The sequence below is a fragment of the Robertmurraya sp. FSL W8-0741 genome (assembly GCF_038004005.1).
In the GTDB taxonomy this organism is placed as follows: domain Bacteria; phylum Bacillota; class Bacilli; order Bacillales; family Cytobacillaceae; genus Robertmurraya; species Robertmurraya siralis.
Map to the genome: position 1 here is coordinate 2,681,293 of NZ_JBBOQG010000001.1, position 22,734 is coordinate 2,704,026.

The 22,734-nt window shown below is 37.8% G+C and carries 23 protein-coding genes; 5 read left to right on the top strand and 18 right to left on the bottom strand.

Annotation, left to right across the window (positions count from 1 at the left end; genetic code table 11):
• Window positions 1-30: 30 nt before the first annotated feature.
• The 7 genes from NST02_RS12980 to NST02_RS13010 form a co-directional block, all read right to left on the bottom strand.
• Entirely contained in the window at window positions 31-801 is a 771-nt protein-coding gene (locus NST02_RS12980) for a hypothetical protein (protein WP_095306117.1), read from the bottom strand.
• A 327-nt stretch (window positions 802-1,128) separates the two neighbouring features.
• Entirely contained in the window at window positions 1,129-2,403 is a 1,275-nt protein-coding gene (locus NST02_RS12985; protein ID WP_340949115.1) for an MFS transporter, read from the bottom strand.
• Window positions 2,404-2,883: an ArsR/SmtB family transcription factor gene (locus NST02_RS12990; RefSeq protein ID WP_340949116.1), complete on the bottom strand. Its 480-nt coding sequence runs from the start codon at window positions 2,881-2,883 to the stop codon at window positions 2,404-2,406.
• 190 nt (window positions 2,884-3,073) lie between these two features.
• The gene (gene parC / locus NST02_RS12995) at window positions 3,074-5,518 is read right to left on the bottom strand and encodes a DNA topoisomerase IV subunit A (protein WP_095306114.1); all 2,445 of its coding nucleotides are present in this window, start codon (window positions 5,516-5,518) and stop codon (window positions 3,074-3,076) included.
• The gene (gene parE, locus NST02_RS13000) at window positions 5,515-7,494 is read right to left on the bottom strand and encodes a DNA topoisomerase IV subunit B (RefSeq protein WP_137744047.1); all 1,980 of its coding nucleotides are present in this window, start codon (window positions 7,492-7,494) and stop codon (window positions 5,515-5,517) included. The genes parC and parE overlap by 4 nt, the downstream gene beginning before the upstream one ends.
• 406 nt (window positions 7,495-7,900) lie before the next feature.
• The gene (locus NST02_RS13005) at window positions 7,901-8,314 is read right to left on the bottom strand and encodes a CoA-binding protein (protein ID WP_137744046.1); all 414 of its coding nucleotides are present in this window, start codon (window positions 8,312-8,314) and stop codon (window positions 7,901-7,903) included.
• A gap of 191 nt (window positions 8,315-8,505) precedes the next feature.
• Window positions 8,506-10,224, bottom strand: coding sequence for a glycosyl hydrolase family 18 protein (locus NST02_RS13010; RefSeq protein WP_212934494.1), 1,719 nt, complete (start codon window positions 10,222-10,224; stop codon window positions 8,506-8,508).
• Window positions 10,225-10,668: 444 nt separating this feature from the next.
• On the opposite strand from NST02_RS13010, the gene plsY reads away from it, so the two are divergent.
• The 3 genes from plsY (at window position 10,669) to NST02_RS13025 (ending at window position 13,100) form a co-directional block, all read left to right on the top strand.
• Window positions 10,669-11,253, top strand: coding sequence for a glycerol-3-phosphate 1-O-acyltransferase PlsY (plsY, locus tag NST02_RS13015; RefSeq protein WP_095306110.1), 585 nt, complete (start codon window positions 10,669-10,671; stop codon window positions 11,251-11,253).
• Between the two features lie 486 nt (window positions 11,254-11,739).
• Entirely contained in the window at window positions 11,740-12,828 is a 1,089-nt protein-coding gene (locus tag NST02_RS13020) for a two-component system sensor histidine kinase NtrB (RefSeq protein WP_137744044.1), read from the top strand.
• 89 nt (window positions 12,829-12,917) lie between these two features.
• The gene (locus NST02_RS13025; RefSeq protein WP_095306108.1) at window positions 12,918-13,100 is read left to right on the top strand and encodes a hypothetical protein; all 183 of its coding nucleotides are present in this window, start codon (window positions 12,918-12,920) and stop codon (window positions 13,098-13,100) included.
• A 97-nt stretch (window positions 13,101-13,197) separates the two neighbouring features.
• Here NST02_RS13025 and NST02_RS13030 read toward each other — a convergent pair whose 3' ends face one another.
• The 10 genes from NST02_RS13030 to acnA all read right to left on the bottom strand — a co-directional run bounded on the left by NST02_RS13030 (window position 13,198) and on the right by acnA (window position 21,404).
• Entirely contained in the window at window positions 13,198-13,500 is a 303-nt protein-coding gene (locus NST02_RS13030; protein ID WP_095306107.1) for a hypothetical protein, read from the bottom strand.
• A 51-nt stretch (window positions 13,501-13,551) separates the two neighbouring features.
• Entirely contained in the window at window positions 13,552-13,980 is a 429-nt protein-coding gene (locus NST02_RS13035; RefSeq protein WP_137744043.1) for an acyl-CoA thioesterase, read from the bottom strand.
• Window positions 13,980-16,319 (bottom strand): AAA family ATPase, encoded by a 2,340-nt coding sequence (locus tag NST02_RS13040; protein WP_340949118.1) that lies wholly within the window; start codon window positions 16,317-16,319, stop codon window positions 13,980-13,982. The genes NST02_RS13035 and NST02_RS13040 overlap by 1 nt, the downstream gene beginning before the upstream one ends.
• 102 nt (window positions 16,320-16,421) lie before the next feature.
• Entirely contained in the window at window positions 16,422-16,652 is a 231-nt protein-coding gene (gene tlp / locus NST02_RS13045) for a small acid-soluble spore protein Tlp (protein WP_095306104.1), read from the bottom strand.
• A 122-nt stretch (window positions 16,653-16,774) separates the two neighbouring features.
• Window positions 16,775-16,927, bottom strand: coding sequence for an acid-soluble spore protein N (locus NST02_RS13050; protein WP_095306103.1), 153 nt, complete (start codon window positions 16,925-16,927; stop codon window positions 16,775-16,777).
• A 67-nt stretch (window positions 16,928-16,994) separates the two neighbouring features.
• The gene (locus tag NST02_RS13055; protein ID WP_095306102.1) at window positions 16,995-17,126 is read right to left on the bottom strand and encodes an FbpB family small basic protein; all 132 of its coding nucleotides are present in this window, start codon (window positions 17,124-17,126) and stop codon (window positions 16,995-16,997) included.
• Window positions 17,127-17,287: 161 nt separating this feature from the next.
• Complete coding sequence (locus NST02_RS13060) at window positions 17,288-17,827, bottom strand: peroxiredoxin family protein (protein ID WP_095306101.1); 540 nt, start codon at window positions 17,825-17,827, stop codon at window positions 17,288-17,290.
• Window positions 17,828-18,058: 231 nt separating this feature from the next.
• Window positions 18,059-18,391, bottom strand: a complete 333-nt coding sequence (locus tag NST02_RS13065) for a helix-turn-helix domain-containing protein (RefSeq protein WP_340949119.1) — start codon at window positions 18,389-18,391, stop codon at window positions 18,059-18,061.
• A gap of 6 nt (window positions 18,392-18,397) precedes the next feature.
• Window positions 18,398-18,610, bottom strand: a complete 213-nt coding sequence (locus tag NST02_RS13070; RefSeq protein ID WP_340949120.1) for a transposase — start codon at window positions 18,608-18,610, stop codon at window positions 18,398-18,400.
• Window positions 18,611-18,695: 85 nt separating this feature from the next.
• Window positions 18,696-21,404: an aconitate hydratase AcnA gene (gene acnA / locus NST02_RS13075; RefSeq protein WP_095306099.1), complete on the bottom strand. Its 2,709-nt coding sequence runs from the start codon at window positions 21,402-21,404 to the stop codon at window positions 18,696-18,698.
• A gap of 317 nt (window positions 21,405-21,721) precedes the next feature.
• On the opposite strand from acnA, the gene sspO reads away from it, so the two are divergent.
• Complete coding sequence (gene sspO / locus NST02_RS13080; protein ID WP_095306100.1) at window positions 21,722-21,871, top strand: small acid-soluble spore protein O; 150 nt, start codon at window positions 21,722-21,724, stop codon at window positions 21,869-21,871.
• Window positions 21,872-22,065: 194 nt separating this feature from the next.
• On the opposite strand, the gene NST02_RS13085 is transcribed toward sspO, so the two are convergent.
• Window positions 22,066-22,329, bottom strand: coding sequence for a hypothetical protein (locus tag NST02_RS13085; RefSeq protein ID WP_095306098.1), 264 nt, complete (start codon window positions 22,327-22,329; stop codon window positions 22,066-22,068).
• 150 nt (window positions 22,330-22,479) lie between these two features.
• Between NST02_RS13085 and NST02_RS13090 the strand changes: the two genes are divergently transcribed.
• Entirely contained in the window at window positions 22,480-22,623 is a 144-nt protein-coding gene (locus NST02_RS13090) for a small acid-soluble spore protein P (RefSeq protein WP_095306097.1), read from the top strand.
• Window positions 22,624-22,734: the final 111 nt, after the last annotated feature.

Consider the following 22,734-nt stretch of genomic DNA (forward strand, 5'->3'; position numbering starts at 1 on the left):
AAATTTATCTTTGCCTCCGCCAATTAATCATTATTGTTCTTTTTTTATATATGGAGTTTCAATTACCTTCGTGGAAACAAGTGCCCATTCCCCGCTTTTATACTCCCATGTTGACTCAATATTTGCGATCACATCTCCTTGGTGTGCGCCGCTGATCGTCTGAACCCCTTTTAATCCTAATTTGCTCCCTTTTAGTTTGACAGGTTCGAGTTTGCTATATGACTGAACCATTAATTCAGTTGGCTCGTTTAAAATACCATTATAATAAAGCCCTGCATTTTCATAATCCTCTGCCCGATTTTTTAGATTAAATTTATGTGACTTATGATTATTATCGATATTAATTTTTGCTTTATAGCCATTTAAAAATTGACTTTGAATGATAAGTGGATCTGGTACAGTCAAATCTGTGATTCTATCGTCTTTTAAGGCATATAAATAATGATTGGTTATGTCACCGCTGCCGCTATTGCTGACAGAGACGAGCATGTCCTTAATCCCGTCTTGATTAAGATCCTGAAACGTGAGATATAGGTTAACCCCTTCTTCCAATTCAATTTGATGTTTCCCTCCTTGATTGTCGACGACCTCAATCAAAAACCTTTTGTAGAGACCACTTTCATCATCCATTACTTCTCCTTTTACCAGTATATTCTCATCTTTGCCATCTCCTGTTAAATCTTCGTGCTCTTCCACGATCGTTTCCATTTTTTCACTCTCATCTATGGCATAAGCGCCTGTTATCGCTGTAATTGACATAAAAAATAAAGCGAAAATGACGACTAGAACTTCTTTTTTCATTATGTAGACCTCCTCTAATCTGTTATGATTAGAATGCCCAATTTTGGTAAAAAGATGCAAATTGATGGAAAAATAAGTGCTTGCTCTCCCATAACTGAAAGACTAGCCCATCCTTCACTTGATTGGGCAAAGTCTGTAGACGATAGCTGCAGAGCCCTCACACAAATAACATTATATAAACAATTAAAAATCCCTATCCACAGATAGGGATGAACGTCTATGATACTAATTCCTTCACTTCTTATTCCGATCACAGAAATTAAAGGGAAAAGGAAAATAGCAATTGCAATAAAAAACGTTGCCCGGTAAATGATATCATTCGAGTCTTTACCCTTCTGCCGCAATATAATCATCATTTATTGTTCTGTTTAATTGGTGCATAAACTGCTTATTTTTCAATGAATGCAAAGCAATTATAATTATACTGCCGCCGCAAATCAATAGTAGCAGCCAAACTGGTAGTGATTCGAGAAGAAAACCAAAAACAATAAATCCCAACGGAGTCATGCAAGTGGCTCCCGTCTCCACTAAAGACATAACACGGCCACGGTAATTGTCAGGAGTATTTTTTTGTAAAAGAACCATAACTGGCATATTAATGATCATAATAAATGCAGAAAGTAATATCACGAGAATAATGAGAAAAGGAAAATAAAATGTATTTGATAGTTCACTTAAGCCCGGTAGATTGGGAATACCAAGAAGAATTAACATGCTAGATAACCCGAACAGACCACCAAACACGCTTCGTTTTTTATTTTTAATTTCTCGTATTTGGGCTAATATGACTGACATGACTAGCATCCCGATCGAAAAGGCACCTTCAATGATTCCCAGTTGATAGGACTCCATCCCTCTAATCGTTAAAACAAGATAAGGCAAAGCCACTGGAAAGATTGCAAACCAAAAATTAAGAAAAACTGCAAGGAAAATCAAGTTTTTAATAAATGCTTCTTGTTTAACATAGGCGAATCCAATTTTAAATTCAGCAATAAAGTTTTTTTGCTCCGTTTCTTCTTTTTCTTTGGCAAATAATTGATAGTTTATAAAAATACTAGCTATTCCAGAGATGGTAAATGCAATAATATTAAGTACCATGAAGGTTGAAATCGATGTGAAGCCAAAAAGGACTCCGCCTAAAACAGGACCAAGGATCGTAGAAATAGAAACGGCTGCTTGGTTCAAAGACATGGCTTTTTGAATATATTCCAGACCAACCATATTGGGGATGGCCGACGTCACTGCTGTAGAGTAAAATGTGTTAAGAGAGTTGAGAATGAAGGTTGCTAAAAATAACAGCCATATTTGTTGATCAAAAGACGTAAAAATGATGAAAATGAATAGAAGCCATATGGAACAGGCAAAATCTGATATAATGATAATTTTCTTTCGATCCCAGCGATCACTTAATGTTCCTGCAATCGGCGCAAGCACAATTCGTGGCAGCACACTTACGAGCAATGTAATTGAGAAATTCAAGCTTGAACCTGTTTCTTCTAAAATAAAGAGTCCGATCGCAAATCCGTATATGGAGGAACCAAGCACGGCCGTCAGCTTTCCAGTTAAAAAGAGGGTAATATTTCTTTTGACCGAGTTCGGCATTTAAATATCCTCCTCTTCATTTGGAAGTTTAATAAATTCACAATTGATTTCATAAGGGGTTCGCTTCTCCTCGTTTTTTATTGAATTTTCTATATATTTTTCCAATAAACAATCAAATTCCTTAATGAATTCAGTTAATTCCTGATCGGATAAAGATAAAGGCGTTCCCCTTCTCATAAAATAATTTCTTTTTTCAGGAGTGAATTCATCTTTGAGTTTGAACTCAGTGGCTTTAGATCGATAGTACTTTTCAATGATCCCTTTGTTGTCTTTCGTTTTCACAAGCTCAATAATTCCACCATTGTATAATTGTTGAATATGATAATGAATACTTCCGTTTGATTTTCTTAGTTCGTCAGCGACTTGTTTTGCAGTCATAGCACGTTCATTCAATAAATAAATAATCTTTGCCCTAAGTGGACTTGAAATCAATTTTTGCTGATCTAACGTAATCTCCATCTGCTTTTTTTTATTATCCATTTCTCGTCATCCAATCTTTAATTGAAGGTTTTATTAAATACAGGTGTTGATTTTGCAAAAAATATTGTCTAACAAAATTCTATTTTAAAAATATTATACGTTCTAATTTTTTAGAATGCAATAATTAATTAGAATGGTTTAAAAAAATGGGCAAAAAAATCCCCTGCTAATTGTTTAGCAGGGGTAGATATTAAACAACATGATCATCTTTTTTTTCAAATGTTGTTTTCCAAATGGAATGAACTTTGCCGCTTTCACTCTCATCAATGATGAAAGAGCCGTTTGTATAGCGATCATTATATCGCAAATCAGACGACTTAACACTTTCTACATGGCCTCTATCTGCTTGAACGAAAATGTCATCCCCTTCCTTTGCGAGGACAGCGCCGATCACACGGTGTGGATTTGATTTCAGTTCTCTCAGCATAACGACACCGCGTTTTGCTCTTGACGTCAACTCAAATTCTGTTAATTTCATTTTTTTGATTGAGCCACGTTGAGTTACAATAACAATACTTTCTTCAGCTAAATCAGAGATGATATGGCCACTCGTAACATAATCACCATCTTTTAAGTTAATCCCTTTAACACCTGCTGCACGGGCACCGACTAAGGGAACTTCTTCTTCAGAAAACCTTAATCCGTATCCTAGATAGGTTGTTAAGAAGAGTTCAGTTTTGCCATCTGTTTCGTGTACATTAATAAGTTCATCACCGTTTTTTAAATTAATGGCAACAAGTGGTTTGGAATATCTTTGTGCTTTATAATGCTTTAATTCACTTTTCTTTATCATGCCATTTTTTGTAAAGAAAAGAAGATTTGCCTCTTTTTCGAACTCTTTTACAGGCAGAACCTTAATAATGGATTCATCGCGGTCAATTGGCACAATATTGGCCACATGTTGACCAAGATCCTTCCAGCGAATATCCGGCAATTCGTGGACAGGGCAGTATAAGTAATTCCCCTTATTCGTAAAGAGAAGGAGCACATCTGTTGTGTTCATTTCTAGCTGGGCCAAAAGGCGATCCGAGTCCTTCATCCCAAAGTCTTGTCCGTTCGAAGCGGCAAAGGAGCGCGGGCTGGTCCGTTTTACATAGCCTTCCTTTGTCACGGTAACAATCACATCTTCGCTCGCAATTAGAACCTCAAGATTGATTTTAATCTCTTCTATTTCTGCCTCAATTTGTGTTCGCCGTTCGTCAGCAAAGCGTTTTTTTACATCTTTCAATTCTTTTTTAATCACTGATAATAGCTTTCGTTCACTTGCTAATATGGTAGAAAGCTCTTCCACTTTTTTAGCAAGCTCTTCTGCTTCCGCTTGCAAAGCAGTAATATCTGTGTTTGTTAAACGATAAAGCTGTAGTGAGACAATCGCCTCTGCTTGTGCTTCGGAAAATTGAAATTTTGCGATTAAATTATCTTTCGCATTCCGTTTATCTTTTGAAGCGCGTATTGTTGCGATCACTTCATCAAGAATTGATAAAGCCTTCATTAAGCCTTCTACAATATGCTGACGGTCCTTTGCTTTTTGTAAATCATATTGTGTTCTTCTTGTTACGACCTCTTTTTGATGCTCAATATACGCATCAAGAAGATGGATGAGGCCCATCAATTTTGGTCTTCTATTATGAATGGCGACCATATTGAAACTATATGTGATTTGAAGGTCACTATTTTTATACAAATAATTAAGAACACCATTTGCATCCGCATCTTTTTTTAACTCGATGACTATGCGCAGACCAGTGCGATCCGTCTCGTCACGTACTTCCGAAATTCCTTCCACCTTACGATCTAATCGAAATTCGTCGATTTTTTTAACGAGATTGGCTTTGTTGACCTCATAAGGAATCTCAGTGATGACAATTTGTTGTTTGCCACCGCGTGTTGTTTCAATTTCCGTTTTCCCGCGTACAATAAATTTACCTTTTCCTGTTTCGTATGCTTTCTTAATTCCTTCAACACCTTGAATAATTCCGCCAGTTGGGAAATCAGGCCCTTTAATAACGGTCATTAAATCGTCCACCGTTGTTTGCGGGTTTTCCATGCGCATGATTACACCATCAATTATTTCTCCTAAATGATGTGGAGGAATATCTGTTGCATATCCGGCAGATATTCCGGTTGAACCATTTACGAGAAGATTCGGATACATCGCAGGTAGAACAGTTGGTTCGTTTGCTGTGTCATCGAAGTTTGGAACGAGATCAACAGTATGTTTCTCAATGTCCCTTAAAAGCTCCGCCGCAATCGCAGATAGTCTTGCTTCGGTATAACGCATTGCCGCAGGCGGATCGCCATCAATGCTTCCATTATTTCCGTGCATCTCAACGAGGAGATTGCGAACTTTCCAATCCTGGCTCATCCGCACCATCGCCTCATAAACGGAACTATCGCCATGAGGATGGTAGTTGCCAATGACATTTCCGACCGTTTTTGCGGACTTTCGAAACCCTTTATCACTTGTATTCCCTTCTACATGCATCGCATATAGAATCCTTCTTTGAACAGGTTTTAATCCATCTCTCGCATCCGGTAATGCCCGGTCTTGAATAATGTACTTACTATAACGGCCAAATCGATCGCCAAGGACATCTTCTAACGGGAGGTCACGAAATTTTTCCACACTACTCACGAATCAGCAACCTCCTCTTCCACCAATATATTCTCATTTTCAAGGATGCTGCCATCCTCTTCTAATCCAAATGCAACATTCGTTTCGATCCATTTTCGACGTGGTTCAACTTTATCACCCATCAAAGTAGTTACTCGTCTCTCCGCTCTCGCTGCGTCATCAATGCGGACGCGGATTAATGTCCTTGTTTCCGGATCCATCGTTGTCTCCCACAACTGATCCGCATTCATTTCGCCAAGTCCCTTATAGCGTTGGATCATATAGCCTTTGCCAACTTTTTTAATGGCACCATCGAGCTCATCATCACTCCAAGCATACTCAATCACTTCTTTTTTGCCAGTTCCCTTGCTCACCTTATATAAAGGAGGGAGCGCGATAAACACTTTACCAGCTTCAAGTAGTGGCTTCATATAGCGGTAAAAGAATGTTAAGAGGAGGACCTGAATATGTGCACCATCAGTATCGGCGTCGGTCATAATGACCACCTTATCATAGTTGCAGTCCTCTACATTAAAATCAGCCCCAACTCCCGCACCGATTGCATGGATAATGGTATTAATTTCTTCGTTTTTAAAAATATCAGCTAGTTTGGCTTTCTCTGTATTTATAACCTTACCACGTAACGGCAGTACTGCCTGAAATTTGCGATCTCTTCCTTGCTTAGCCGAACCACCTGCCGAATCACCCTCAACTAAGTAGAGTTCGTTTCGCTGTGGATTGCGTGACTGTGCGGGGGTTAGTTTCCCTGAAAGTACGGCTTCACCCTTTTTTCTTTTTTTGCCGCTCCGAGCTTCTTCTCGCGCTTTACGGGCAGCTTCCCTTGCCTGATAAGCTTTTATCGCCTTTTTAATTAAGAGCGAACTGATATCAGGATTTTCTTCTAAAAAGTAAGAAAGGTGTTCAGACACAACAGCATCGACGGCTGATCTTGCTTCGCTCGTTCCGAGTTTTCCCTTTGTTTGACCTTCAAATTGAAGCAGCTCTTCTGGTACACGAACGGAAATAATCGCTGCAAAGCCTTCACGAATGTCAGCTCCATCAAGATTTTTATCTTTTTCCTTGAGAAGACTCACTTTTCGAGCATACTCGTTAAAAGCACGAGTTAGTGCTGTTTTCGCACCAGCTTCATGGGTTCCTCCATCTTTTGTACGAACATTATTCACAAAAGATAGAACGTTTTCAGAGTACCCATCATTAAATTGAAAAGCAAAATCTACTTCAATTCCTGAATTAATACCTTCAAAGCTAACTACAGGATGAAGTACATCCTTTTCTTCGTTTAAGTATTGCACGAATGCCTCGATTCCATTTTCGTAATGAAATTCCTCTTTCGTCTCATTTCGTTCATCAATAATTTCAATTTTCATTCCTTTTAATAGAAAGGCAGATTCGCGAAGACGTTCGCATAAAGTTTCATAATTGTATGTGGTTGTTGAAAAAATCGTTCGATCCGGTTTGAAATGAATGGTTGTGCCTGTTTGGTTTGTTTTCCCTACTTTTTCAAGCGTTGTGACGGGAACACCGCCATTTTCAAAGCGCTGTTCATAAACAAATCCATCTCTTTTTATTTTGACAACCAGCCATTCTGAAAGTGCATTGACGACCGATGCACCGACACCGTGCAAGCCACCGCTTGTTTTATAGCCACCTTGTCCAAACTTTCCTCCTGCATGAAGGACGGTTAAAATGACTTCCGGAGTTGGTTTGCCAAGCTTATGCATACCGGTTGGCATTCCGCGCCCTTTATCTTGAACACTAATCGAATTGTCTTTATGTATTTTAACGATGATATGGTCTCCGTAGCCGGCTAGAGCCTCGTCAACAGAGTTATCGACAATTTCATATACTAAGTGATGAAGTCCTCTCGAATCAGTACTACCAATGTACATACCGGGGCGTTTCCGAACTGCTTCGAGACCTTCTAACACTTGAATGGCATCATCATTATAATCGAAGCTTTGCTGATTTCTTGCCACTTACATACCCCTTTCAGTTGCTACAATCTCATAATTTTAGTTTTCATTAACAACAATCGATGAACGACTTTCATTGTGGATGAATCGTTTTCATTCGTAGAACGACTGTTCCTGGTGTTTATCTTATCATATCAACGGACTTTTTTCTTAAAGTTTTAGAGAAAAAAGAACAACAGCTTCAATCCCTTAAAAAGAAACGTCTATGCCCTATTGTATATAAATATAACGATTTAGCAAATAGGTGACGAATAATTTACTTCTAGTTTCACTAGCACAATACGGTAATCTTGACAATTTAAGGAGTTCTCAGAAAAGGCGTTTCCGGCGATATATAGGAATAAAGAATCATTTTAGAAGGAAGTAAAAAAACTGTCAAGTTAACCTGACAGTTTTTGCTAAAAAATGTTTATTTCGTTAACGCGTGCTCGACTTTTATACAGCGGTCCATGATGACTGTATAACCTTTTTCCTTTAAAAATTGATAAGCTTCTTCATTAACGACTCCAAGCTGAGCCCAGAAAATTTCAGCGTCAATTTCGGCAAACTCTTTCGCAATCTCCATTAAATGCTCAGGACGTCGAAAGACATTTACAACATCGACATGCCCTTCTATTTCCTTTAATGATTTTACCGCTTTAACGCCAAGAACTTCGTCTACTGTAGGGTTGACAGGAATGATCTCATAACCTGCATCTTGCATCGCCTTCGATACCATATATGACGTTCTCTCAGGGTTTCCGCTTAGTCCAACAACAGCAATTCGTTTCACTCTTTTAAGGATTTGTCCGATTTCTTCACGGCTTGGATTTTCAATAGCCATTTTTTTCATCTCCTTTGATCGTGCAGTTGATTTTTTTCTATGTTTAATAAGACGGATGGTGTGCAGTTTGCATGAAAAGGAGTCATAATCGCTTTTTCATGCAATCTTGCCAATGTATGCAAAGTAGTATCTCCTTTATTTTACGCTTTCAGTATAAAAAAATCATGTCATTGTGCTCAGGTGGTGAGTATTTATTTTTGTGTAACCTGTTCATTTTCCATATTTAAAGCTAGCCAAGCTAATTCGTTGGCAAATGAACGTGACCAGCTGGCAATACCAGCCAACTCATACTTTGCCGCCAAATCGGCTCTCTTTCTAAGTGAGAGCTCGTCTTCGAGCCAAATTTTATAAGTGCTTTTCTCTTCATCAACATAAAGCTCAGCATAGTTTTGTCCACTTGCTTCATCATAAGTAGGAGTCAGTTGATGAACATCTAACCATTCTTGCACTTTATCCATCGACAAAGCGGATGATGACACTTCTCCTGAATCTTTTACCTGCCATAATCGTGCATACAGTGGCACCCCAAGGATAAGCTTTTCATTTGGGACAATTTCAAGGAGCTTTTGTAAATTTTCCTCTACCCAAGGAAGACTGGCAACACTCCCTGCAATTGGAGAGGAGCCCCAATGCTCGTCATAGGCCATTACTGCTAAATAATCGACAATATCCGCGAGCTTCTCTCGTTCGTAGAACTCGGACCAATTTCCTCCCGCGATAAAAGTAATATCCATTGAAACAATAAGGCCGGCTTCATGGAAATAAGGAGTCGCTTCCCTTACAAATTGGGTTACGAGTGGGCCGTGCTCAGCTTTGACATTTTCAATGTCCAAATTAATGCCGTCAAGCTGATAAATTTGGCTGTAATGGATCAATGTTCTGATGATTTTTTGTCTAGTGTCAAAATCTTTAAAAGCTTGATAAGTTAATTCCGGATCGAACGCATTTGAAAAGAGTCCCCATACTTGGTAGCCTTTATTTTTAGCCCACTCCACATACGGTATAGAACCAAGGTTTTTAACATCACCTGCCGCATTTTCCAATTCAAACCATGTAGGTGAGACGACATTAACTCCAGGCATTTGCGGGAGGCTGCTTGGATGTGGGGTTTTCGTATAAACAGCTTCCCAAGTTAATTGAATTGGTCCTTCTATTTCCGGCAATGAAACCTCTTTCTGTTCCCTTACGACCGCAATGGTCTCCTTTTCTTCTGCACGTACTAAATTTTTGTGAACGTAACCGGCTATCCCATTTTCTTTGCGTATTAAAAAATATTCTCCTTCTTGCTCTTCGATGAAAACTTGTTCCCCCTGGTCAAGTTCAGCTGTGTACGGAGATTGAAGACTGGCTTTTGTTCTAAGGCGTAACTTCTCATTATGAACATCCCTTTCTGTAACAGTACCATGAATAAATTCGTCCCCGTTTTGTTGCATCAAAACAGCATTCGAATTTGGTAGAATGGTATATTGCAGAGGGAAAAAATTAATTACTGGCTCAAGCGCCACATAAAGTTCCCCTGCCTCGTCCTTAATCGGTGAAAACTGGAGTTTCACCGGTTTTTCATTTACGTAATAGGTTAACGACTCTGAAGGCATTTGCACAACTTTGTCCGCTGTAGTAATAATAATCGAATTAGATTTTTCATCATAGGTGACACTGTCATCAATATTGTCCTGTATTAATGTTAAAGGAATATAGACGCTTTCTCCATCTATAATCGCATTTCCTTTTTGACTACCGTTTAAAATAATCGGATTTTCTCCGCTAAAATATTCTCGTTTTTCCTTTGAGGCGAAAGGGTAAAGAAGCAGTAGAATACTAGAAATGATCATACAAAATGCGATCAATAGCCCTCCAATGATCCAGCCCTTTGAGATTGTTTTCTTTTGCTGATATTTTACACGTACCATGAATGACTTTCCTCCTTAATCCCATCGTAACGAATTCTCTCTAACTTGAAAAGGAAAACCTCTCATAAAAAGGAAATTTCAATGATCTTGACGAGGTTTGTCGGAGAAAAAAGAAAACAAACAATCAGAACTATTTTCAAAGCATTGTGAAATGGCTTCCTCGCATGGTACAATATTAAAATGTTAGTAGTAGGTCATAATGACAACTAGAAAAGCGAAACCCACCTTCAACTTCCCTGTTTCAGCGATGTTTGCCCGCCTGGAATTCCTAGTTCCATGCCACGCTCTTCATACTGGAAGACCGATCAGTCTTTAAAGTGAAGAAATCTTCACTGCACAACAATCATCCATGAGTCTGAGGAACAAAAAAACTGTTGGGTGAGTGGTGTTTGCGCTAGACAACTGAAAAAGAAATTCAGCTTTTATGGCGAAGGAGAACAATATATGATCATTATTGCAATCATTATTTTATCTTATTTACTTGGCTCCATTCCTTCTGGACTTATAGTCGGAAAAGCGAAAGGGATTGACATTAGAGAGCATGGAAGTGGAAATTTAGGTGCGACAAACACCTTTCGTGTTCTTGGCGTCAAAGCTGGGATTATTGTTACTCTTGCAGATATTTTAAAAGGAACGCTTGCGACCGCTCTTCCCGATCTACTTCAATCAGACTTACATTTACATCCTTTAATTCCGGGAGTTATCGCTGTCATTGGGCATATGTTTCCTATTTTTGCTGGATTTAAAGGAGGAAAAGCAGTTGCAACTTCTGGTGGCGTGCTCCTATGCTATGCCCCTTTAATGTTTGTCGTAATTGTCGTTGTTTTCATTCTTTGTTTGTACATAACGAAATACGTCTCCTTATCTTCCATTGTTGCTGCTTTTGCTGCCATAGTATATGCATTTATCGACGGCGATCATGCGCTTATTATTGTTGTATCGATTCTCGCATTTTTTGTTATTTATCGTCATCGGGCCAACATATCACGAATTAAAAATAAAACAGAGCCAAAAGTAAAGTGGCTATAAAAGGCATAACCTTGTCTTTTATAGCTTTTTTATGGTGAGAAACGATCGTTGCTGATGATAATTCAATAGCAATGTATCCGCAGAGCCATGTTTTAGTCTCCAAAAATTTAAGGAGTTTTAAAATGAGTCTCCTTTCACATTTGTGGGAACGAATGCAAAATTGTTTTTTAGCAGTATTCATTAACAAAGGCAAATAAAATTAAAGATAAAAAACGTTCTTAATAAGATAAATATCGTTCTTTATTGATAATATTCTACAAATTTTGTATACTACTAGTATAAAAGTTCAGGAAAATCTAAAATGGTCTTAATTTTTCTCCATATTTGAAATTAGTTTGCCGCTTTAAAATTTGCTTTAAATATACATAATTTGATGTTTTTCGCCATAGACATATACAAATCAAGCTTCATTTCTTTCTCGTTCAGAATCTATTGTTTGTGGAATAGGAAATGGGTTGATTTAAAATGATGAAGGATGGATGAAAAATGGAATACGATCAATATTTAAGCTTACCTTTCCCCTATTTGTGTATTGATGCGGATTTAAATGTCATTGCAGCATCGGCAAACTTAAAAAAATGTCCCGAAAATGTCAATGATTTCATTGCAGTAGACAGTATCGAGGATTTTCTGCAATTTATTGGAGCACCAGAAATGGAGTCGAAAGTATTTTTATTAAATTTGCGTGAGGAAGCGCCTGCACCGTACCGAATTTATAAAAAAAAAGAGAACTGTAAATGCCATCTATTTTGCCAACCGTTAGAATCTTTATCCAATAAAACTTTCGAGCAGATGAAAAGCATGAGGCACAAATTGCGACAATCAAAACTGCGCCTTCAAGAGCTTGAGAAAATAAAAGAAAAATATGATGAACTGGACCTGCATCGCAGTTATTTATCAAATGTAGGCCAGCTTGCAGCGGGCATTGCCCATGAGATTCGGAATCCATTGACGACCATTAAAGGCTTTATTCAATTAATGAAGCCATATTTAATTGAGCTGGATAAAGAGCAATATGCCAGTATTGCTTTGGATGAAATTGAGCGAGCAAATAAGTTGCTTTATCAATTTTTGAATGCGGCAAAGCCACAAATAAATGAGCGGAAAGAAGTAGTAATTAATGATTTAATTGAAGATATTGCGCTTCTTTATGAAGGGGAAGCGCACTTAAGAAATATCGTCCTGGAAACGAGCTTGCAGTCCGATATTCCGTCTATTTTCGTTGAGGAACATCAATTGAAGCAAGTGCTCGTAAATATGATTAAAAATGCGGTTGAGGCGATTCACTCAAGTGAGCGAAACGAAGGGAAAATACGATTGTCTAGTGAGAGAATAGATGATGATATCATCATTAGCATTGAAGATAACGGTTGTGGATTAAGTGAAGATTCGCTTAACAGGCTTTTCACCCCTTTTTATTCAACGAAATTATCTGGGACAGGGTTAGGGTTGGCGATTTGTAAACAAATTATTAGTGAGCATGGAGGTAACATTGAAATTTCAAGCTTTTTAAATGAAGGAACAATTTTTCGCATCCGATTACCTCTGCAACCAAAGCTACAGCTTCATGCTTAACATGTGATAATTCAATAAATTGACATAATAAGGATCCTGAATATGCTCCCTTCTACTTTAAAATAAAAGAAAAGTAGAAGGTGATTTAAATGAAGGAGCCTAGTTCATTCGGTAAAGACTATATCTATTTAACAGAAGTATCCGCTTTGGAAGATGATTCAGACTTTTATGTGGAACTGTATCCTTATCGTCCTGATTTACAATGTAGCGGCTCTCCTATTAAAGTTCTCCATAATTTTGATGAACTCATTGATTTTCTGGAGAATTTGTAAAACCGGTGCTCCATTATTTTCAGCGACACCGTGTTAACTTTTGCAAGCATAGTACCGCGTTCCAACTAAAGGGTATATAGCAAAGAAGCAGACTGGGCTACATCTGCTTCTTTATGAGATCCGTTAGTTTGTTTTCCTTTTGCAGAATGATCTTTTCTTGCTCTCCTAATATATCAAAATGAGAATACCCATCTTCTCGTATATGAATCCACTCTTTTTTTAGCCCGTAGGTTTTTCCCCATTGTGCTAATCTTTGTATATCACGACAACCAACCTTTGTTACTGTTTTACATCCAGGAAATCTGTCGTCGAGCCAATAGTGAGTGAGAAAGGCGATTTCCCCATCTTCAATAGCCTTTTTCCAAGCCCGCAAGTCTTCTTTTCTGATTCCAAATGCCATAGACGCGCACTCCTTTAAGAACATTAATGCTGAAAACAATCCTCTTTGCGATTAAACTGATACTTTTTTCTTGGCTTTTTCATAGGCGTTATGCCAATCAGGATATTTTCTTTTTATTGAAATAGGTCGAAAATTTTCCTTTTTGACACAAACATGTGTCGATTGCCCTGTTACAGCAAGTCCCCCTTCTCCCGTATAGATTTCATAGCCATAAATTACTTTTAACCCGTCATACGCCTCGATCCATGTATCGATTTTCGCCGTTTCTCCATATCGTAGCGGCTTTTTATAAGAGACTTGGATATCAAGGACAGGTGAGATAACCCCCTCCTTTTCTAGTTCTGCATAATTAAAACCTAATTGTTTAATTAATGCCGTCCTTCCAACTTCCATCCAAACAAGGTAATTGGCGTGATAAACGACTCCCATCTGATCGGTTTCAGCATAGCGCACTTCAATTTCTTTTGTAGCTACTTCCATTATGAATCTCCTCTTCTCAGTTTATTTAATGATTTTTCGATATCACTCTTTTGAACGAGAGTCGCTTCATTAATGACACTTATGTTCTCGTATTCCATCAGTCGCGAAGCTTGGGCTTGAATGGCTTCATCCATTAAGTTCGTTGCAAATCTGCCATTTCCATTTACATCGATGTTGCTAAGTTCTTTTTGTAAATAATCTTTCGCTTCAATTGAAAGCTCATATTGATAATTTGAGCCGTAATGTTCCATTATTTCAATAAGCTCTTCACTTGTATAGTCATGAAAATGAAAGAACTTCTTAAAACGAGATCTTAGTCCGGGATTACTTTCTAATAATTGCTCCATTTCATGAGGATAGCCTGCAAGTATAATGACAAGATTTTCATTATGCTTCGTCATTTCATCAACAAGTGTATCAATAACTTCTTTACCGAAATCCCCTGATGTCTGACTTAATAGGGAATACGCTTCATCAATAAAGAGTACACCGCCAAGAGCCTCACGAATTTTCTTCTTCGTTTTAATCGCCGTTTGCCCGACATAGCCTGCTACAAAATCAGCTCTACTCGTGACAAGCAGATGGCCTCTTTTTAAAATACCGCATTCCTTTAAAGCTTGAGCATAAATTTTAGCAACAGTTGTTTTCCCGGTTCCTGGATTTCCCATAAATACGGAATGCAGCTGTAAAGGAAGAACAGGCAGACCATGTTCCCTTCTAGCCTGTTGAACTTTAACAAAGGAGATCAGTTTTCTCACTTCTTCCTTTACTTTGTCAAGTCCAATTAGCTGTTCCAATAAAAACTTTGATGTTGCCGTGTTTTCTGCTTCTTCTGTCACAAAATCGTCTTTATCTAAAAATGTATAATCGAAAATGGTTTGCTGTTCAACAGCCTTTGCTCCTTTATGAAAAATTGCATCAAGGATTAAATTATGAACCGTTCTAGCGTTGCCGAATGTTTCGTCTACACGCTCTTTTTCGAGTCGTTTTCTCAGTTGTATTTTCGCTTCTTCCGTTAAAACATAATCATTGTCTTGTGCGAACTTCTCCGCAATTAATATCAACTCATCCTCACTGTAATCTTCAAGATGAATCAAATTTGATCTTGGAAAGCGGCTACGTAGTCCCGGATTAGCATCTAGAAACTGACTCATTTCCTCCGGATATCCTGCCATTACGACCGCAAATCTTCCTCCAAACTCTTTCCCTGTCATTAATGAAACGAGCGTGTCAATCGCAGTCTGACCGTAATCATTGCCCGATTGTCCTTCTCTTTTCAAGCTGTAAGCTTCATCGATAAAAAGGATTCCTCCCAATGCTTTTTCCACGACTTTTCTTACATTTTCTTCTGTCTGTCCAACATATGCTCCAACCAATTGTGAACGATCAACTTCTATAACATCTTTTCGAGGCAAGACGCCAAGTTCGTGGTAAATATTTGCAAGGAGCCGCACTAATGATGTTTTTCCGGTTCCTGGATTCCCGGTAACGACCATATTTAAGCTAATCTCATCCTTTGTTTGAAAACCAATATCTTTCCGGGCCTTCTGATATTTAAGAAATTGATAGAGTGCTTTAACCCTTTTTTTCACAAGATCCATACCAATCATTGAATCCAGTTCATTGAGTGCATTTCGAGATTCATAAAATTCCTTTTCTTGAAATTGTTCGCTCCATTCATCCTTGATTCTTTCGATGTTTTCAAGATGTGCTTTCATATCATAAAAATAGCTTGTATTATAGAAAGAACCTGAAATCGTTTGTTCGAATTCCTCTGCCGCTTTTCTTATACCTACAACTGCTTCAATGGCTTTTTCAAGAAGATCGATTAGTAATTCATATTTATGTATGAGTTCTAAGTCTTTTAATTCCTTGACAATTTTCGCCGCTTCTTCGAGAGCTTCAAGATGCTCTTCATTTTCCTGTAAAAATAGCTTGCATAAAAAAATAATTTGCTCTGCGGTTTTCTTTTTTTGTTGGCGATTATCCGTTTCACGAATAGTTGGAAATTGCAGATTTGTTAATACGTCTTTTTTTCCTTCCCATTGAAACTGAGCGAGAAATCGTCTAGCTTCGTCATTTTTAGGGTTTAAACTTTGCGCTCTTTCCATCCAAGCACGTACGATAGAATCATGGGCATTGATTTTTTTTATTCTTGAGATTGCCGCTAATGATAAAAGGGTCGATAACAGTTCATTATCCTTTTCTTCATCCAAAGTCCTTATTTTTTCGAGCAATTGACTTTCATTCTCTATATACCCTTTCTCAATGATTTCCTGTTTCCATTTTGAAAGGAGCTTCGTAATTTGTTGTCTCTGTTCATCTTGTTGATTTATCATAATATCACTTCTTTTCTAACCTATATAATCTTTATCTTATCAAATTTTTACTTTTACACAAAAAAAATCGACCTGATTCAAGATCAGGTCATAAATGCAGAATTATTTTTGATGATTTTGTGCATCATGTTCATCTTTTATTTCTTCCCGCATTGAATTAATACTTTCACGCCTTCTTTCATTTTTGGCAGCAATCTGTGCCCGATCCTTTTCATTCGACAAATCCATCGTTGCTTCTGCTTCTTCCATATTTTCAATTGTGTTATGAACCATGTCTTGAAGCTTTTCTACGTTATCACTGCGGTCATCTGGATTTGGTTTATTATGAGCCAATTACATTTCCTCCTATCATAAGTTTTGTTCAGGATTAGTTTGTGACTTTCTTTTGAAAATATATAACCATATTTTTCTATTTTATAAATAAAAAACTCGCCTGGGGCGAGTTTCATATCGATCTATTCACCTTTTGTTTGGATGACTTGGGCATGCTGACCAGATTTATCTTGCATTTTTTTGCCTTTGTTTCCTCCAAACCCACGTGGCTGGGTACCAATATGATTTGGTACATAGTGTTCTGAATTTCGTTTATGTGTTTTGTGCTTGCTCATCATGATCCCTCCTATCTATTATTATCAGCATGGAGAAGGAAATCATAATTGGCAAGTTCTATAAGTTTTATCTTGCTTGTCCTAAACGTTTCTTTTCCAGTCTTTGCTCAATTTTTTCAAGAGCTTCTTGATCCTGCAAAAGTTGCCGTTTATTTTCTAAGACAAGTTCAGAAAAAGAGCGCTTTCTTGGTTTTCTCATTTATATCACCCTCCTTACCACTATTGTAACAGTCATTATCTCCATTAAATATTAAAATTATTACAACTTTTTGAAAATTTATGATGCTACAATGCTCCATTAGCCACTATATGTAAAATCCTCTCAAAAGTTAAATAAACCTTAGTAAAAAATAACTAAGGCTACAGTTCTTGTGTTAATTCTTTCATCTTATCAATTGACATAGCACCGATAAATTTGTTTTGAATAGTACCATTCTCATCAATAAAAAATGTTGTTGGGATTGTTAAGATGCGATATTGTTTCATTACGCTTTCGTCATTGTCTAGCAGGACTGGAAAGTTAATTTTCATTTCCTTTACAAAACCAGCTACATCGTAATCAGTATCAATATTGACAGCAAGAATTTTTATTTGCTCGCCTTCTTCAGTATAGAATTTTTGCATGTCAGGCATTTCAGCTTTGCAAGGAGGGCACCATGTCGTCCAAAAGTTTAACATGATTTTCTTTCCTTTAAGGTCAGACAATCGAATTATTTCGCCATCTAATGTAGGTAATTGAAAGTCCGGTGCTTTAGAACCGACTTCTGGTCCTTGCTCGAGATTGACTGGAATTGCAGCAGCATCACTTTTGTTTTCAGTTTCAGCGTCCTTTATCCCATAGCTGATCCCGATTGCTAACAAAACGAGAAAAGTTAAACTTGCTGTAACTCTCTTGAACATATAATACCACCTCTCTCTTATGACAATCTAACGTTAGTATATCCTTTCTTAGACAAAAAAAAGAAGCATATTATTAGGATTTTGTGACATAATAAGAAAAGTTTTATCCAAGTACTTACTGGCTACAATCCTATTTTCGAAGTGGAAGATGGGAATTCTTTCTCTCGAATACAAAAAAAGCTGATATCAAAAAGTCGTTAAGGTGGTGACCCCACAAAGTTAGAGTTTTTATTAAGCAGCTAATTTTACTTTTATACGCTTAATATTGTAGTAATCTATGTACTCAACATTTTCTTGAAAAGCTTTTAACTTTTTTAAATAAGCATTCTCTAAACGTAGAAGTTCATTTTCTCGTTCTAATTGTTCTTCACGAGATAACTCTTTTTCTTGTTTTGGTAATTTTGCTTTCTGATTTTTAGACATAGAAGGCCGCCCTTTCACTTTATCCTGCAGGCCTTCTATACCTTCCTCCAAATAGGTTCTGTACCAATGGGTAATCAATGAAGAATTGTTCATCTTAAAGATAATCGCAGTATCTTGGTAAGAAGCACCTGTGTGTTTCATAAAGTTTCATACATCTAACTTAAATTTGACAGAGTAAACTTGTTTAGAATGCTTCCTACGTAGTCCGTCTTCTCCAAATTCTTTATAAGCACGAACCCATCTTCTGACTTGAGATTCAGCAGGAATACCATATTTTTGGGCTAATAAGTAATATCCTAGTTTGCCCCCTGGATATTCCATTACAATTTTTAATTTAAATTCTTCACGATATTTTGCCATACAAAAACACCCCAGAGGTTAGATTATTAACTCTAACTTCTGGGGTGCAGTACCTTTTGACTCAGCCCTTTTTATTACGTGTTCTTTAGTTGGCTAATTTCTCACGAAGAACCATTGGTAAAATTCCACCATGACGATAGTAATCAATTTCGATTTCAGAATCGAAGCGAACAATTGCTTCAAACTCTTTCTTTGTTCCGTCTTCAGCAGTCGCAGTTATTTGAACGAGCTGACGAGGTTTTACATTTTCATCGATATGAACATCAATGGTTTCTTTTCCAGTTAAACCAAGGACTTCAGCATTTTCTCCCTCTTTAAATTGAAGTGGAAGAACACCCATAAGTGCAAGGTTTGAACGGTGAATACGTTCAAAGCTTTCAGCAATTACAGTTTTAATTCCAAGTAAGTTCGTTCCTTTAGCAGCCCAGTCACGAGATGAGCCCATTCCGTAATCTTTACCAGCAAGTACAACTAGGCCTGTTCCTTCTTCTTTATATTTCATGCAAGCATCATAAATAGAAGTTACTTCACCAGTAGGCCAGTGTGTTGTGTAACCACCCTCTGTACCTGGGGCGATTTGGTTACGAATACGGATATTCGCAAATGTACCGCGCATCATCACCTCATGGTTTCCACGACGAGAACCATAAGAGTTAAAGTCGCGAATTTCGACACCATTTTCGCGTAGATATTTGCCAGCTGGAGTATCCTTACCAATTGCGCCAGCAGGAGAAATGTGATCTGTTGTTACAGAATCTCCAAATTTCCCTACAACGCGTAATCCTGATAATGGTTTTACCTCATCTGGATCAGGCTTTAGACCTTCAAAGAATGGTGGATTTTGAATATATGTTGAGTTATCATCAAATGAATATAATGGTTCATTGCTTGTTTTGATTGCGTTCCAACGCTCATTGTCACTAAATACGTTTTCGTATTCTGCTTTAAATAGCTCAGGAGTAACAGTGCGACTAACCACTTCATTTACTTCAGCTGTTGATGGCCAAATATCCTTGAAGAAGACATCATTTCCATTTTTGTCCTTACCAAGTGATTCTTTTTGAAGGTCAATATCAACGGTTCCGGCTAATGAATAAGCAACTACTAATGGTGGTGAAGCTAAGTAGTTTCCTTTTACTAGTGGATGGATACGTCCTTCAAAGTTACGGTTACCCGAAAGAACAGATGTTACTAATAAATCATTATCAGCAATCGCTTTTTCAAGCTCAGGCTTTAATGGACCTGAATTCCCGATACAAGTTGTACATCCATATCCAACAAGATTATAGCCAAGTTGCTCAAGGTATGGAAGTAATCCAGAATCACGCAAGTAGCCTGTTACAACCTTTGAACCTGGTGCTAAGGATGTTTTTACATATTTAGGTACTTCTAGTCCTAATTCTGTTGCTTTTTTTGCTACTAACCCGGCAGCAACGAGAACGTATGGGTTTGATGTATTTGTACAGCTCGTAATTGCAGCTATAGCAATCGCACCTGTTTTCATCGTTACCTCTTTGCCATTATCCAATTGTACTGTCACTTCTTTTTCAAGCTCAGATGGTTCTAAACCAAAGCCCTGATTCCCCTGTGGTGCAGTTAGAGCCTTGTTGAATTCTGCTTTCATTTGAGAAAGTGGGATTAAATCTTGCGGACGCTTAGGACCAGAAAGATTCGCTTCAATATCAGCAAGATTGATTTCAATGACATCAGTGTATATAGGCTCTAAGCTTGGATCAAAGAACAATCCGTTTGCTTTGCAGTATGCTTCAACAATTTGGATTTGCTCTTCAGAACGTCCGGTTAAACGCATATAGTCTAGTGATTCATTATCTACTGGGAAGAAGCCACAAGTAGCTCCGTACTCAGGAGCCATATTTGCAATGGTAGCACGATCAGCTAATGGAAGTGAGACTACACCAGGACCGAAGAATTCAACGAATTTCCCTACTACTCCATGTTGACGTAGGACTTGCGTTACTTTTAGAGCTAGGTCTGTCGCTGTTGCTCCGTTAGGAAGTTCACCTGTTAGCTTAACGCCAACTACTTCAGGAACTGGGAAGTATGAAGGTTGTCCTAGCATTCCTGCTTCAGCTTCGATACCGCCAACTCCCCATCCAAGAACGCCGATTCCATTGATCATTGTTGTATGAGAGTCAGTACCGACTAATGAATCTGGGAATGTTTCAAATTCACCATTTTCACCAGCAACTGCATGAACAACACTTGCTAAAAATTCTAAGTTTACTTGGTGAACAATACCTGTAGCAGGTGGTACTGCACGGTAGTTATCAAATGCTTTCTGTGCCCAGCTTAAGAACTGATAACGTTCAGCATTGCGTTCAAATTCAAGATCCATATTCGCTTGAAGTGCATTAGCTGTTCCGTATTTATCGACCTGTACGGAGTGGTCAATAACTAAATCAACTGGTTTTTCAGGATTGATTTTATCCGGATCCCCACCAAGGTCAGCCATTGCTTTGCGAAGTGACGCAAGATCAACAACTGCAGGTACACCGGTAAAATCCTGAAGGATGACACGTGAAGGCTTGAATGGTACATCAACTTCCTTTACCTTATCCGTACCCCATTTTGCTAAGTTTTCAACATGCTCTTTTGTAATCACACGGCCATCATATTGACGAAGCACTGATTCTAGTAAAACTTTGATGGAATATGGTAGTTTCGAAATGTTACCAATTCCAGCTTCTTCAAGTGCGCCTAAATTGTAATAGTTATAGCGCTTTCCATTAAGCTCAAATGCTTTGCGAGCGCTATAAACGTCGTTTTTTGACATATGAATTCCCCCTCATCATCATATACCGCTTTTGAAAAGTTTGAATATTTGCTCCCATCCGAACTTTTCTACAATCCTTATATTAATACAGTCTTCTACATAAGTAAATAACAAGAAAGTTATCGTTTTTGATAAGTTTTTCTTATTTTATTTCAGATTTACAGTGTAAATAGGGTGAAAATATATTTTATTTGCTCATTCTTAAAAAAGAGAAACTTATCGTTATTATTATAAAATAGTGTTTCTGCACGGTTTTTTCAAGAATATTGCATGACTGCGCAAAGAAAGGAAAAAGTAAAAAATGGAGGTGAATGGAATTGGTTAAGAGAAGAGCGAATCATATTATCGAGGGGATGAACGCAGCCGGCGCTCAAGGAAAAGGAGCGGGTTATAATGAAGAGCTTACAAATGAACCGTTAACAGCAGCACAAAAACAAAATAATAAAAAACGTAAGAAGAATCAATAATTTTAGCACTGTTTTTACATGGTGATCGGCGCATTGCCTGGCGACACAAACTCCCGTTCAATGCGCCGAGAGCACTAATGTTTACCGTAATCCAGTTATAATTTTATTCTCACAGCAAGTTGCTGCTCTTTTTTAATGGCTTTGTTAAACAATATTTGGCTCATTTCGTGTGAACTAAAGTTTCACACGCCTTTTTAATATTCCGCTTCGTTTACCTCGTTTGCAATTGCCGTCACATCTTGCCGAAATTGCTCAAGCTGTGATTTCTGATGTTCTGAAGCAACCTCTAATGCATTCTCTATTTGTTGTAATGCTTCGTTCACTTCTTCTTTTAAATGTTTAAGCTGGTGTCCGTAACTAGCACTATCTTTCACGATTTCATGGTAGAGTTCCTGCGCTTCATTCACTCCCTGTTGAGCGGCTTGAAACGCTTGCTGCTTATTTTTATGATACGGCAATGTTGAATACTCCCTTTCTCTATAAAGTTCTTTTACGATAAGGTTTATGAAATATTGACTTCTCTCGTTAAAATGTGCAATCCAACCTGAAAATATGCGGAATAATTGAAGGGTAAGGACAGCATTCTAATACTAGGAGGGATAACTAATATGAATAAAAATGATGGAAAAGATATGCGGAAAAATGCTCCAAAGGGAGAAAATTCAAGCCAGCCAGAGCCGTTAAGTGGTTCAAAAAAAGTTAAAAATCGCAACCACACACGTCAAAAGAACAACCAGCATCATGACATGTAAGTATAAAAAACTGAGCGTTATAAAAAATTCGAATCGTTGAACCCGGTTGGATGTCTTGTTCACTTGCTAATTTCACTGTCAAATTTGCCTAGGACTACTTGTTGTGGGCAA